Here is a 15649-nt window from a genome sequence, read left to right on the forward strand (position 1 = left end):
AGTCGTTCTACAGGGAGCCTTAGCCATTTCCACAAGCGGACCCTGCCCCATGACTCAGCCACCCCGAGGCGCGCTCAATGAGCTGTTCGCCCTGCTCAAACCCTTCCGAGCCATCGTCATCACATCCATCCTGCTGGGTATGGTCGGCGGCCTGAGCGTTACCCTGCTGCTCGCCACCATCAACAGCACCCTGCATTCGGAAAGCGGCCTCACGCAAAGCGTGGTCGCATTGTTCGCCGGCCTGTGCCTTCTGGCCTTGACCAGTTCCATCCTTTCCGACATCGGCACCAACTACGTCGGCCAGCACATCATCGCCACATTGCGAAAAGAGTTGGGCGAGAAGGTGCTCTCCGCTCCGATCACCCAGATCGAACGCTACCGCAGCCACCGCCTGATCCCGGTGCTGACCCACGACGTCGACACCATCAGCGACTTTGCCTTTGCCTTCGCACCACTGGCCATTTCGCTTACCGTAACGCTGGGCTGCATGGGCTACCTGGCCATGCTGTCGCTGCCGATGTTCCTGATGATGGTGGTGGCCATTGCCATCGGCACCACGATCCAGTACATCGCCCGGGCACACGGCATCAAAGGCTTCCTTGCCGCCCGCGATGCCGAGGACGAGTTGCAGAAGCACTACAACGCCATCGCCGAGGGTGCCAAGGAATTGCGCATCCATCGCCCGCGCCGACACCGCATGTTCGTTTCAGGCATTCAGAAAACCGCCGACAAGATCTGCGACACCCAAGTGCGCTCAGTGAACATTTTCGTGGTCGCCAAAACCTTCGGCTCGATGCTGTTCTTCGTGGTGATCGGCCTGGCACTAGCCCTGCAAACCTACTGGCCCAGTGGCGATGCCGCGGTAATGAGCGGCTTCGTACTGGTGCTGCTGTACATGAAAGGCCCGCTCGAACACCTGGTTGGCACCCTGCCGATCATCAGCCGCGCGCAGATCGCCTTCCGCCGTATCGCCGAGCTGTCCGAGCAGTTCTCGTCACCCGAGCCACACCTGCTGCTCAGCGCGCCAGGCGCCAAGCCCGCCCGCGTCCACAGCCTCGAACTGGACAACGTCAGTTTCAGCTTCCCTCCCGTGCCAGGTGCCGAGCCGTTCCGCCTTGGCCCCGTCAACCTGCGCATCGATGAGGGTGAAATCACCTTCATCGTAGGTGAAAACGGCTGCGGCAAGACCACGCTGATCAAGCTCCTGCTTGGCCTCTACACTCCGGAACAGGGCGAGATCCGCCTGAACGGCGCGACCGTGGACGCCAGCAACCGCGATGACTACCGCCAGATATTCACCACTATCTTCGCCGACTACTACCTGTTCGACGACGTGGTCCAGGGCGACCAACGTATCCCGGGGGATGCCAACAAGTACCTCGAACGCCTCGAAATCGCGCACAAGGTCAGCGTTCAGGATGGCAACTTCACCACCACCGACCTTTCCACCGGGCAGCGCAAACGCCTGGCCTTGGTTAATGCCTGGGTGGAAGAGCGCCCTGTACTGGTGTTCGACGAGTGGGCCGCCGACCAGGACCCCGCTTTCCGCCGCGTGTTCTACACCGAACTGCTGCCCGATCTGAAACGGCTGGGCAAAACCCTCATCGTCATCTCCCACGACGACCGCTATTTCGATGTCGCGGACCAGTTGGTCCGCATGGCCCCAGGGCGCGTCGTCAGCGACCGAACCGTCGAGCCCACACAAATGTGAAAAATTCGTCAGATTTTTTTCCGGTTCCAAATGAGAAGTGCGTCTCAATAGAAATAAGAACAATTCCTAAATGCAATCACAACACTTGACGGACTGTAGCTCAATGACAAGCAAGACTAACGAAGGCATTGGCAATACGCGCACTTCCTCCTCTCGGCCCCTGACCCTGCGTGCCTTGAGTGCCTTGAGTGCCTTGAGTGCCGCCATCATGCTGGCCTGCGCCAGCCAGGCCCATGCCGAAGTGGTAAACCTCGACATCCCGGCCCAGTCCTTGGACACGGCCCTGCGTCAGCTGGGTTCGAAAACTCAGCTGCAGTTCGTCTACAGCCCCGAGACGCTGCACGGCCTGCGCAGCAGCCCGGTGAAAGGCTCGATGGAGGCCAACGACGCCTTGGGCCAGCTGCTGCGTGGCACTGGTATCCGTTACCGCCTGGAAGGCAACACCGTGATCCTGCCGCCACCGTCCGAGCACAACAGCTCCAGTGTGCAACTGGATGAAACCTCGGTAACCGCCAACACCCTGGGAGCCAGCACCGAAGGCACCGGTTCCTACACCACCGGTACCGCGAGCATCGGTGGCAAGACCCAGAAGACCCTGCGGGAAACGCCGCAGTCGGTTTCGGTCATGACCAAGCAGCGCATGGAAGACCAGAACCTCACCAGCCTGACCCAGGTGCTGGACCAGACCACCGGCATCACGGTAGTGGGCGGCAACGACTCGAAGAACGAGTTCTATTCGCGCGGTTTCGTCATTCGCAGCATCCAGACCGACGGCGGCGCGCCGATGTTTCGCAACGAAACCTACGACTCCCTGCCGGACATGACCTCCTATGATCACGTTGAAGTCCTGCGTGGTGCCGATGGGCTCTACGGCGGGACCGGCGACCCAGGTGGCAGCATCAACCTGGTGCGCAAGCGTGCGCTGCCTTACAACCAGTTGAAAATCAGCCAGTCGGCAGGTAGCTGGGACAATTACCGTACCGAGATCGACCTGACCGGCCCGCTCGCCTTCGACGGAGCCCTGCGCGGCCGTGTGGCGATGTCGTACGAAGACAAGAACTACTTCTACGATCGCGCCGACAGCGAAAAGCACGTCATCTTCGGTACCCTGGAAGCAGACCTGACACCAGACACCCTGCTCACCGTAGGTGGCTCCTACGAATGGCGTGACATGGACGGTTATTGGGACCGTGGGCTGGTGCGATACAAGGATGGCAGCGAGATCAGCACCTCGCGCAGCAAATCACTGGCCGCTGGCTGGTCGTCGAACAACTACAAACGCACTGAATACTTCGCCAAGGTCGAACATGCCCTTGACGAGAACTGGAAGGTCAACACCAGCTACACCAAGACCAAATTCGACTCCACCCAGGATATCGGCGAAGTGGCTTGGGCAGCTGACCCGGAAAACCCACGTTCTCCCGACGGTTCGGTGTTCGGCCGTCTGATACGTGGCTACACCAATGAGCAAGACCTGTTCGATGCCAACGTTTCCGGTAAATTCCAGGCGTTTGGCCTGACCCATGAGCTGCTCATCGGTGCCGACTATTCGGAAGTCTTCCGTACCTACTCTGATCACAGCGATGCCACCGAGCCATTCGATGTCATCAACGATGATGCAGGTTCAATTCCCAAACCTGCCAAACCGGACATCTATTACTACAACCCTGATTGGAACCAGCGCAAATCCGGCGCCTATGCCACTTTCAAGGCTCAACTGGCCGAGCCACTGCACCTGACAGTGGGCGCCCGTTACTCGGACTACCGCGACTACGTCCGGACCGTGGTTCCTCGCTTCAACATGGATACCCCAGTCAAAGAAAGCAACCGCGGCCAGGTCACGCCGTTTGGCGCTCTGGTCCTGGACGTGACAGACCAATGGTCGCTCTACACCAGCTATGCCGAAATCTTCAATCCACAAACCGCATACAAGTCGATAGACGCACATCCCCTGGATCCCATCGAGGGTGAAACCTACGAGTTCGGTACCAAAGGCGAGCTGTTTGGTGGCCGCCTGAACATCTCCTCGGCGCTTTACTACACCAAGCGTGAAAACGAAGCCGTCAGCGTGGGCGGGGGCTACTACGCCGCGCTCGGCGAAGTGGTGAGCAAGGGTATCGACACCGAGATCTCGGGTGAGCTGGCGCCAGGCTGGCAGGCCATTGTGGGTTACACGTTGAATATCAACAAACAGCGCACAGCGGGTAACCCAAGCAACAACGGCAAACCGATGAGTTCACAGACGCCCAAGCATCTGTTCAAGTTCTTCACCACCTATCAGTTGCCGGGTGAATTCGATCGCTGGAAAGTCGGCCTCGGTGCGACCATTCAAAGCGATACCTACAAAAGCGGTAACGTACAACGCCTTATGCCTGACGGCAGCTTGAGCGTAGGTGAAGCCTACGCCTTCGAGCAGGCCGGTTATGCAGTATGGAACAGCTTGGTCGAGTACAAGATCGACGACCACTGGACCGCCCAGGTCAATGCCAACAACATCTTCGACAAGACCTACTATCAGACGGTTGACGCCAGCGACGGCGGCAACTGGTACGGCGCCCCCCGCAACTACATGCTGACCCTGCGCGGCACCTTCTGATGCACCTCCGGGCATGGCGGCCACCGCCATGCCCGGTTCATCCCCGGCGCTGGGCCGTGAGGTGCTCGATTTGCGCACCACCTCAGAACCCAAACCAAGCACCTGCTAGCCCTTACCCAATCTCCCGGCAAGCAAATCGCAGCCACTTTCCCGACATCGCAAACGGGTTGCGCTAACGCGCAACGCGCCATGCCTGGCGCACACAAAAAAAGGCCGCATGGCGGCCTTCGAACAACATCCTTCCTCAGCTCGCCTGCTTGCCCAGCATTTCCCGAAGCCGATCGGCCAGCACCTGGTGGATCTCACCAATGTCTGCCACCACCGAACGCAGCCGCAGCAAGTCGTGGGTGAGCCCTTCGTATTCGATCACCGCAACCTCTACGGCCTGTTCCTGAAGTCGTGCAACATACTCACGCCCTTCATCGAGCAACGGGTCGAACCCTGCCAATACCACCAGCGCCGGTGCCACACCGGCCAGGTTCGGGGTCAGCAACGGCGAGAAGCGCCAATCTTCACGGTCCTGCGGCGTATTGGCGTACTGCGTGTAAAACCACTCCAGGGTATCGCTTTCCAGCAGGTAGCCTTCGGCGAACAACTCCACCGACACACTGCGCCGTGAAGCATCGGTCATCGGGTAGCAAAGCATCTGCACCAGCGGCCGGAGGGCCACCTCATGGCTGTGATGCACGGCCTGGGTCGCCAGCGTGGTGGCCAGCGATGCCCCCACGCTGTCACCGGCAAAGATCACCCGCTGGCGGTCCAGGCCCAGTCTCGGTGCCTGCTCATGCAGCCAGGCCAAGGCATCGGCACAGTCATGCAAGGCGGTGGGGAACTTGTGCTCCGGTGCCCGGCGATACCCCACCGACACGACAGCGCAGGGGGTTCTGGAGCAGAACTCGCGGCACACGCCATCATGCGAATCGATGCTGCCCACCACGTAACCACCACCGTGGAAGTAGACCATCAACGGCAACGTCCCAGGAACATGGCCGCGAGGCAGGTAGAGGCGCAACGGTAGTGGCTGGCCATCTCGGCTCTGCACGTCGATGTCCTGCCAGTCGATGTCCTGGGGCGCTGCCCAGGCCAACTGTTGCGTGGTCTGTTCAAACACGGCTCGCGCCTGCTGCGCAGTCGACTCATGGAACGGTCCCGACCCGCCTGCCGCATTGTCGTCAGCCAGGTCGAGGAAAGCTTCCAGTTCGGGATGCAATGCCATCTACGGCACTCCTTGAAAAAAGGGGCGAGCCAAGCTCGCCCGGTAAAGTCGTCAACCAGCGATCAGGCCAGTGCTTCATCCATGCAATGGGCCACCAGCGCCTCCAGTTCGCCCTGAAGCTCAGCCATCAGCCACTCGATGGTCTGTGGCCGGTAGCGGCGCTTGCTGAACAGGCAACGCAAGGTCATCTGGCCATCGAACACCTGGCCAACGATTTCCAGCCAGTTGCCCAACGGCGCCTTGCGGCTGTAGCACTGGCCAGCACCCTGCTCGGCGGGCACCAGCAAGGCCTGGTCGTCGAAGCTCTGGTCAAACTGGCCCATGTAGTTGAACGTCACCCGCGCCTGTGGCAGGCGCTGCAAACGCTCGCACACCGAGGGTTCGGCCAGGTGGCGCAATACGCCATAGCCCAGGCCTTTGTTCGGCAACGCCGCCAGCTGTGCCTTCACGGCCTGGATGGAGTGACCGAAGTCGGCATCCACACCGGGCTCCAGGCGGATCGGGTACATGCTGGTGAACCAGCCCACGGTACGCGACAGCTCGACCTCGTCGAACAGGTCTTCACGGCCATGGCCCTCAAACTGGATCAACACACTCGGCTGCGCACTCCAGCGACACAGTACGCGGCTAAGTGCGGCCAGCAGAACATCGTTGATCTGGGTCTGGTAAACCACCGGCACGCGTTTGAGCAACTGCGAAGTGCAGCTTTGCGACAAGGTTACCGGCAGGCCCACCAGGTGCTCCACCAGGTCCTTGCCACGTGGGTTGTCGCACGGCAGGTCGACGCTCGGCTGGTCCAGCTGCTGCAACCACCAGTCCAGTTCGCGCTCGACCAGCACCGGCGCATGATCCCGTAGCCGCTCGACCCAGGCCCTATAACTGCTACTACGCAGCGGCAGGTTGACCTCGCTGCCATCGCACAGGGCCTGGTAGGCCTGTTGCAGGTCTTGCAGCAGGATGCGCCACGACACGGTGTCGATCACCAGGTGGTGGACCGCCAGCAGCAAGCGGCTTTCGCCATTGTCCAGCACGAAGTGCACCACGCGCATGACCGGCCCTTTTTCCAGGTTCAGGCTGCGTTGCGCCCAGTCGGCGAACTTGGCCACCTCCTGGTCATCGGCCGCCGTGTTGTGCAGCAGATGGTCTGCCGGGTCCAGTTCACCGACCGCGGCATACTGCTGGTACCAGCGGCCATTTTCCTTGCGGAACCGCAGACGCAGCGCGTCGTGCTGCGGCAGCATCAAGCCCAGTGCCTGCTGCAGGCGATCGTGGTCCAGTGGCTGACGAGCGCGCAACAAGATGCCCTGGTTGTAGTGGTGTTTCTCCTGCATGTCCTGTTCGAAGAACCATTCCTGGATCGGCAGCAGGTTGAACAACCCTTCGCTGGCCAACTGAGTCAAATCCTCGCCCTGGCGCTGGGTACCAGCCGACTTCTGCTCGAACAGCCCCTTGATGGTCTGGTAGCGCATCAAGTCGCGCAGCTTCAGGTCCATGTGCAGCTCGGGGTGGTTACGCACCCGCGAGATCACCTGCAGGCTCAGGATCGAATCGCCGCCCAGTTCGAAGAAGTTGTCGGTCATGCCGACCTTTTCCACCTGCAACACCTGCGCCCAGATCTGCGCCATCCAGCGTTCGGCGTCAGTGCCGGGTGCCACATAGACGTCACTTTCAAACTGCGGGTCGGGCAAGGCCTTGCGATCAAGCTTGCCATTGGGCGTGAGCGGGAAGCGGACCAGGCTGATCACCTGTACCGGCACCATATGCTCGGGCAGGCTCTGGCGCAGCCCCGCACGCAGCCGTTCACTGCACTCCTGGCCATCGTCGGTGACCACATAGCCCACCAGCTGCTTGCTCGATGGCCCATCGCGCACTACCACCAGCGCATCGCGAACACCGTCCTGCTGGCGCAGGCTGGCCTCGATCTCGCCCAGTTCGATACGGAAGCCGCGAATCTTCACCTGATGGTCGATACGCCCGACGTAGTCCAGCACACCGCTTTGGCGCAGGCGAACCAGGTCCCCGGACCGATACACCCGTGCGCCAGGCGCACCATGAGGGTCGGGCACGAAACGTTCGGCGGTCAGCGATGGCTGGCGGTAGTAACCACGGGCCAGGGCCTGGCCACCGATGTACAACTCGCCTGCAAGACCGCGCGGCAACAGCTCCAGGTCATCGTCCAGCACGTAGAGGCTGCGCGCCCCCACTGCCCGGCCAATCGGCGCATAGGCGGCTTCGCACTGGGCAGAGGCCTTCGTCCTCCACAACACCGGCGTGACCACGGTTTCGGTCGGGCCATAGCCATTGGTGAAATACTGTGGACGCAAGGTGTTCTTGACCAACTCGAAAGTCTGCTCGGGCACCGCATCACCGCCGAAGCAGTAGATACGCACTGGCGCCGGTGCCACGCCACTTTCGCGTACGTAGTCGGCCAGTTGCTTGAGATAGGCCGGCGGGAAGCAGGCGATGGTCACCGCCTGCTCGGCAAGTACCCGGTGGGTTTGCTCCGGTGTCCACAGTTCCTCGTCACGAATCACCAGACGGCCGCCGCTGTATAGCGTAGTCAGCCAGCGCTCGTGGGCGCCGTCGAAGGCGAACGACATGAAGTGCAGCTCGCAGGAGCTGCTGTCCATCTCGTACAGCTTGGCAATGGCCTGGCAATGCCCACTCAGCGGCCCCTGAGGCACCGCTACACCTTTCGGCCGGCCCGTGGAACCGGAGGTATACACCAGGTAGGCCAAGGTGTCCGGCCCGGCGGCGCTGGCCGGTGCCGACGCCGGATAGGCCATCAGGTCCAGGCGATCCAGCTCGATACCGAGTGCCCCGTCCGGTACCGGCAAGCGCGCCGTGACCGCACTATGGCCCACCAGCAACGACATGGCGCAGTCCTGCATCATGTAGGCCAGGCGCTCCGCGGGGTAGGCAATGTCCAGCGGCACATAGGCCGAGCCACTCTTGAGTACCGCGAGGAAGGCCACGATCGTGTCCACCGAACGCGGCATGGCCACGCCGACCACCACCTCCGGACCCGCCCCTCGAGCCAGCAAGGCATGGGCCAAGCGGTTGGCACGCACCTCCAGTTCGCCATAGCTCAACGACTCGCCCGCGCACTGCACGGCAATCGCTTGCGGGCGTTCGATGGCATGGCGCTGGATGAGTGCCGGCAGCAACTGCGGCAAGGTCTCGGTCTCGGGCTCGCGGCTCCAGCCCAACAGGTCGTGGCGCTCATCGGCCGCCAGGCGCTGCAAGCTGCCCAGTGCCTGCCCCGCGCCAGCCAGCATAGCGTCAAGGGTCACCTCCATGCAGTGGCGAATCTGCTCTACCGCAGCTTCGGAGAACGCCTCCAGCATGTACATGTACTCGATGCTCAGGCGCTCGCCGACCATCACTGCCAGGTCCATCGGGAAGTTGGTCACGCCATGGTTGTTTGAATGGCCAAAGCTCAGGTCGGTGCCGGATCCCTCGTTCAGACGCTCGTCGATCGGGTAGTTCTCGAACACGATGATGCTGTCGAACAACCCCTGGCCGCCGTGCCCCGACCAACGCTGGATATCTGCCAACGGCGCATGGGCGTTGTCGCGAATATCCAGGTTGTAGGCCTGCAGCTGCAGCAACCACTGCGCCAGCGGCTGGCTCGGCTCCAGGGTCTGGATCACCGGCAGGGTGTTGATGAACAGGCCCAGCATGTTGTCGGCCCCGGCCAGGCTCTGCGGCCTACCGGCCACGGTAGCCCCAAAGGTGACCGTGCGTTGCCCGGTAAAGCGCTGCAACACCAGCAGCCAGGCGCCTTGCACCAGGGTGTTGAGGGTAATTCGCTGCTGGCGGCACCAGGCCTGCATCGCTGCGGTCTGCTGCACATCCCAGTAGGAATACAGGGCGCGGTGACCGGTTTCGGTGGCGTTGTGACGAGGGTGCATCGCCTGGCTCAGCGAGGTCGACTGGTCCAGCTGCGCGAGGCGCTGCTCCCAGAACCCACGCAAGGCCTGTTGGTCCTGCTGTGCCAACCAGGCGATGAAATCACGGTAACGCCCCACGTTACCGGCTACCTGGCCATTGGCATAATGCTGCAGCACCTCACCGAACAGTCGCGACTGGCTCCAGCCGTCCATCAAGATGTGGTGGCTGGTCCAGATCAGTTGGTAACGCTGCTCGTCCAGGCGCACGAGCACCAAACGTTGCAGGGGCGCCTGACTGAGCTCGAAGCCCTGGCCCAGTTGCGCCTCGGCCAGCGCCTGCAGGCGCTGCTCCTGATCAGGCTGGCCACGCCAGTCGTGCATATCCATGGCCAGTTCGACCTGGCGATGCACCACCTGGAACGGCTTGACCAGATCGCCCTGCCAGTGGAAGCTGCTACGCAGGATGTCGTGGCGCTCGCTGACGAAGTGCCAGGCCGCCAGAAGGCGTTGCGGGTCGACACCTTCAATCGGCAGGCTGACCTGGTTGATGTACAGCCCTGACTCATTGTCGCTGGCCGAATGGAACAGCATGCCCTCCTGCATCGGTGACAGCGCGTAGATGTCTTCGATATCGTCCGCCGATACCGACAGGCAATCCAGATCAGCCTGGGACAGACGCGCCAGCGGGAAGTCGACAGGTGCCAGTACCGGCTTGCCCAGGCAGTGCTCGATCAGCTCACCCAAAATGCGCTGATAACGACCAACCAAAGCTTCGTCACAGGCCACATTGTGCGCACTGAAATGCAGTACCTTTCCAGCGTCCAATAGATGGATCGTAAGCCCGTCGCATGGCAGCGTCGGTGGCTCAGCAGCGAAGTTGAACGCTACCGTCGGCTGTACCAACGCAGCCAGCGCTTCGACAACCGAGCGCTCCTGCGAGCGCTGCAGGGCAACGAAGCCCTGGCCGGCATCGGCCACCGCGCGTACCTGTGCCTTGACCTGCTGGATCGCCAGGCCGGGCTCGGCATCGACCTCCAGGCGCAACGGGAAACTGGCACCTTCATTGTGCCCATCGCTGCTGAACAGGTCACTGGACGACGCTGCGCTCACGCGCACCAGCACGCCTGGCAGGATGCGCGCCAATGCCGTCAGCAACAGCTCTTGCGGTGCGCATCGGTAGGCACGCGCAGCCTGTCCCAAGGCTTGTACATCCAGGCTCACCTGTTGTTGCCAGGTGCCTGTGGAGGGTTCGCCATGCCCCAATACCGTGACGCCTGCCGCACATTGCCGTTGCCAGAACGCCAATTGCTGCTGTTGCGCCTGCCGATCGACATCGCTGCCACCTGTTGCCTGGGTATGCTGCGCTGCGATCGCCGCGCCCAGGTTGCGAACGCTTTGCTGTTCGAACAACTGCTTGGGGGTAAAGGCCACACCGGCCTGCGCCGCCAGGCGCACCACCTGGATCGAGACGATCGAGTCGCCGCCGAGTTCGAAGAAGTTGTCGCGCACGCCCACTTGCTCCAGGCCCAGCACCTGCTGCCAGATGTCTACCAAGGTCTGCTCAAGGACGGTGGCCGGAGCCTCGTAGGCCTTTTGCATCTGGACCGCATCCGGTGCCGGCAACGCCTTGCGATCGAGCTTACCATTGGGGGTCAATGGCAGGCTGGGTAATACGACCAGATAAGCCGGCACCATGTATTCCGGCAAGTGCACCTTCAGCGCGCGACGCAGCTGCTCACGCCAGGCATCCTGTTCCACGGGCGCCTCGGTGGGCACCAGGTAGGCAGCAAGCTGTGGGCCATTGCCGCCATCCACCGCCACCACGGCCGCTTCGCGCATACCCGGCAACGCCAGCAGGCGAGCCTCGATTTCCCCCAGTTCCACACGGAAACCGCGGATTTTCACCTGGTGGTCGATACGCCCGGCGTATTCCAACAACTCGCCCGGCTGGTAACGTGCCAGGTCGCCGGTGCGATACATGCGCTCACCGGCACCCGCGAACGGGTTGGGAACGAAGCGCTCGGCGGTAAGGCCCGGGCGCATCAGATAGCCACGGGTGATGCCGTCACCGGCCAGGTACAGTTCGGCCGCCACGCCTTCGGGCACCGCTTGCAACTGGGTATCGAGCAGGTAACCGGCGGTATTGTGCAACGGCCGGCCAATATTGGCCTTGCCATTGGGCTCACGGCGGGTCCAGGTCGAATAGGTAGTATCTTCCGACGGGCCATACAGGTCATAGACATGCTCGATGCCAGGCTGGCTGTACAGCGCATCGACGACCTGCTGCTTCAGTGGCTCACCCGCCAGGTTGACGATCCGCACGCCTGGCGGAATCTGCCCGGCACGGTGCAGTGCAGCGATGGCCGAGGGCACGGTGTTGATCAGCCGCACCTGGTCGGCCTGAGGCAACTCCGGCAGTTGCAGGGCATTGCGCGCCAGGATGATGGAACCGCCACAGGCCAAGGTGACGAACAGTTCCCACACCGACAGGTCGAAGCAGATCGAGGTCGAGGCCAGTACACCCTGCAGGTCGTCCTGGCTGTACACCTGGCGAGTCCAGGCGATCAATGCCGCGACATTGCGGTGGGCGATGGCTACCCCCTTGGGCAGCCCGGTGGAGCCAGAGGTGTAGATCACATAAGCCAGGTTGTCAGCACGAACGGCCGTGCGTGGGCATTCGCTCGGGTAGCGCGCCAGGCTGGCGTCCTCGGCTTCCACCAGCACGACGTGCTCGCAGGCCTGGCTTGGCAAGCCCGCTAACAGCGCCGCCTGGGTCAGCAGCACCAGGGCGCGGCTGTCCTGCAGCATGTAGGCAACCCGGTCGCTTGGGTAGTCCGGGTCCAACGGCACATAGGCCCCCCCGGCCTTGAGCACCGCCAGCAACGCCACCAGCATGTCGCAGGTACGCGTCATGGCCACGCCCACCCGCACCTCCGGGCCGACGCCCAGTTCGATCAGCCGATGGGCCAGGCGGTTGGCGCGAGCATCGAGCTCGGCATAGCTGACCTGCTCGGTGCCGGCCTGCAACGCAATCTTGTCGGGCGTACTGCGAACCTGCTGGCCAATCTGCTCGTGGATGCACAGCTCGCCTGGGTATGCAAAGGCCTTGGCATTGCATTCATGCAACAGCCAGCGTTGTTCGTCATCAAGCAGCATCTGCAGTTCGCCCAGCGGTTTGTCCGCTGCCTGGGGCAGTTGCGCCAGTAACTGCTGGAGATGACGACCGAAGCGGGCCACGATGGCATCGCTGAAGTGCTCGCGGGCGTAGTTGAAGTGCAGTGCCAGGCTGCTGCCCAGGCCCACCGACAGCGTCAGCGGGTAGTTGGTTTGCTCGCGGGTGCTCAGCGCGCCAAAGCGCAACTCGTCGCGCTCCTCTTCCTGCAGGGCTTCGGAAATCGGGTAGTTCTCGAACACCAGCAAGGTGTCGAACAGCGCATCGTTGCCGTGCCCGGACCAACGCTGCACCTCGAACAGCGGGGTGTGCTCGTGCTCGCGCAGGGCCAGGTTCTGCGCCTGCAGGGCCTGCAACCAGTCACCCAGCAGGCGCTCGGGGGCGATCCGGTTGATGACCGGCAAGGTGTTGATGAACAGGCCAATCTGCTGCTCCACGCCCTTGAGGTCTGCCGGGCGCCCGGAAACGGTCGCCCCAAAACACAGGGTGGCCTGGCCGGTGTAACGTTGCAGCAGCAACAGCCAGGCGCCCTGCATCAAGGTGTTGACCGTCACCTTCTGCTCACGGGCGAACTCGCTCAGGCGTGCTGCATCGACATTCAGGTAAAGGTCCCCCTGGCCCTGCTCATGGGACACCTGGCCAATGGCGCTGGCCAGCCGGGTGGGCTGTTCGAGGCCAGCCAGCTGCTGCTTCCAGAAGGACTCATTGGCCGCGCTGTCCTGGCGCTGCAGCCACTCGATATAGTCCCGATAATGGCCCGCCTGGGCAACCGCCTGGCCGTGGTAGCGCTGCAACACCTCCCCCATCAACTGCGAATTGCTCCAGCCATCCATGAGGATGTGATGGTGGGTGTACAGCAGGTGATGCCGGTTCTCGCCAATGTGCACCAGCACCAGGCGCAGCAGTGGCGCACGGTCGAGTTCGAAACCTTGCTGCTGTTCGTCGGCCAGTTGCGCCAGCGCCTGCTCCAGGTCCTCACGCCCCAGCCAGTCGATCACCTGGAACGGCACCGTCAGCCGGCGCTGAACCAGTTGTAGCGGCTGTCCCAAGTCACCTTCCCACAGGAACGCGGTGCGCAGAATGTCATGGGCATCCACGGTCGCCTGCCAGGCCTGGCGGAAGCGTTCGACATCCAGGCCTTGCACATCCAGGCGCATCTGGTTGATGTAATGCCCGGTACGGCTTTCGTAAAGGCTGTGGAACAGCATGCCATGCTGCATCGGCGACAGCGGATACAGGTTCTCGATCTGCCCGGCAGGCAATGGCAGTGCGTCCAGCCAGGCCTGTGACAACTCGGCCAGCGGGAAGTCCGAGGGGGTAACACCCTGCGTGCCCGGCTCGCAGCAGTGTGCAATCACTGCCTGAAGCTCGGTGATATAGGCATCGGCCAGCCCCTGAACGGTGGCTTCGTCAAACATCGCCTGGCTGTAGGTCCAGGTAACTCGCAGTTCACCGCAATACACCTGGCTGTTGAGTGTCAACCAGTTGCCCAGCGGAGCCAGCGGGCTTTGCTCGCGTCCGGCACTTTCGCCGGCAGGTGTCAACAGCGCACCGGCATCGCGATCGAACGCGCCATCGAACTGACCCAGGTAGTTGAACGTGATGCGCGGCGTTGGCAGTGCCTGCAATGCCTGGCGGGTATCCTCGTCGCCCAGGTAGCGAAGCACACCGAAACCGATGCCCTTGTTCGGTATCGCCCTTAGTTGTTCCTTGATCCGCTTGATCGAGGCGCCGGGCTGCGCGCATGGCGACAAGCGCACCGGGAACAGGCTGGTGAACCAGCCGACAGTGCGTGTCAGGTCGAGGGTGTCGAAAAGGTCCTCGCGGCCATGGCCTTCCAGTTGCACCAGCACGTCGTCCGACCCGGCCCAGCGTCCGATCACCCGGGCCAGCGCAGTCAGCAGCAGGTCATTGATCTGGGTGCGATAGGCCGCGGGCACATCCTGCAGCAACTGGCGGGTATGGGCCTTGTCGAGGTTGGCACGCAGCACGGCCGCATAGCGGTTCTGCAACGCGCCCTGCAGGCGGTCACACGGCAACGTGGCACTACTCCCTTCCAGCGTACGCTGCCAGTAGGCCAGCTCCGGCTGGCGTGCCGGCTCGCTGGCGTAGGCTTGCAGGCGCTCGCCCCAGGCTTTGAAGGCGCTGGTCTTGGCCGGAAGCTCGATGCGCTCGCCTCGCTCCGTTTGCTCATAAGCTTTTTGCAGGTCTTCGAACAGCACCCGCCAGGACACGCCATCGACCACCAGGTGATGGATCACCATCAATAGACGCTGGGTGCCATCGTCCAGATCCACCAACAATGCCTTGAGCAGCGGCCCCTGGGCCAGGTCAAGACTGCGCTGGGCCTGTTCGGCAAGGGCTTCCAGAGCGTCGGCGTCAATCACACTGGCAGTCTGCAACAGTGGTTGCTGGCGTTGGCCGGCGATACTGCGGTGCTGCGCCTGCCAGGTGCCGGCCTGTTCGACGAAGCTCAGGCGCAGGGCATCATGGTGAGCAACCAACGCCTGCAACACTTGCTCAAGCCTGGCAGGCTCAAGACGTCGTTCGGCCTTGAGCAGAACCGACTGGTTCCAGTGATGACGCTCATGCTCCACGGTCTCGAAGAACACCTGCTGGAATGGCAACAACGGCGCACCACCCGTCACTGGCCCTTGGTCGATCAGCAGCCCTTCGCCGCCCTGACGGGCGATGCTGGCCAAGGCCTCGACACTCTGGTGTTGGAACAGCTCCTTGGGGGTGATGCGAATGCCGAGCTGACGCGCCCGGCTGACCACTTGGATGGAAATGATCGAGTCGCCACCCAGTTCGAAGAAGTTGTCGGTCATGCCGACCTGCTCGACTTTCAGCACGTCCTGCCACACCTGGGCGATCTGCGCTTCCAGCTCGGTACGTGGCGCCACGTAGGCACGTTGGGCCGACGTCGCATCGGGCTTGGGCAGGGCCTTGCGTTCAAGCTTGCCGTTGGGGCTCAGTGGCAGTGTCTGCAGCAGCATGAGGTGGTGCGGAACCATGAATTCCGGCAGGTGCACCTTCAACTGCGCCTTCAGGGTTTCGCGCA

General features: G+C 62.5%; 4 protein-coding genes. 2 read left to right on the forward strand and 2 right to left on the reverse strand.

Annotated elements, in window-relative coordinates:
- Positions 1-49: 49 nt before the first annotated feature.
- Entirely contained in the window at positions 50-1711 is a 1662-nt protein-coding gene (locus tag ACF8EF_RS05370; protein WP_392460630.1) for a cyclic peptide export ABC transporter, read from the forward strand.
- A gap of 103 nt (positions 1712-1814) precedes the next feature.
- Complete coding sequence (locus ACF8EF_RS05375; protein WP_392460632.1) at positions 1815-4307, forward strand: TonB-dependent siderophore receptor; 2493 nt, start codon at positions 1815-1817, stop codon at positions 4305-4307.
- Between the two features lie 244 nt (positions 4308-4551).
- On the opposite strand, the gene ACF8EF_RS05380 is transcribed toward ACF8EF_RS05375, so the two are convergent.
- Both ACF8EF_RS05380 and ACF8EF_RS05385 read right to left on the reverse strand, forming a co-directional pair.
- Complete coding sequence (locus ACF8EF_RS05380; protein ID WP_176682153.1) at positions 4552-5523, reverse strand: alpha/beta hydrolase; 972 nt, start codon at positions 5521-5523, stop codon at positions 4552-4554.
- A gap of 62 nt (positions 5524-5585) precedes the next feature.
- Positions 5586-15649 (reverse strand): amino acid adenylation domain-containing protein (locus ACF8EF_RS05385; protein WP_392460633.1); only part of this gene is annotated, 10064 nt, incomplete at its 5' end.

The sequence above is a fragment of the Pseudomonas sp. zjy_15 genome (genome assembly GCF_043101865.1).
GTDB classification, from domain to species: Bacteria; Pseudomonadota; Gammaproteobacteria; order Pseudomonadales; family Pseudomonadaceae; genus Aquipseudomonas; species Aquipseudomonas putida_Y.

Excerpts from the sequence above, each read along its gene's own strand:
- ACF8EF_RS05370 (WP_392460630.1), top strand. The coding sequence starts at position 50 with ATGACTCAGCCACCCCGAGGCGCGCTCAATGAGCTGTTCGCCCTGCTC.
- ACF8EF_RS05375 (WP_392460632.1), top strand. The coding sequence starts at position 1,815 with ATGACAAGCAAGACTAACGAAGGCATTGGCAATACGCGCACTTCCTCC.
- ACF8EF_RS05380 (WP_176682153.1), bottom strand. The coding sequence starts at position 5,523 with ATGGCATTGCATCCCGAACTGGAAGCTTTCCTCGACCTGGCTGACGAC.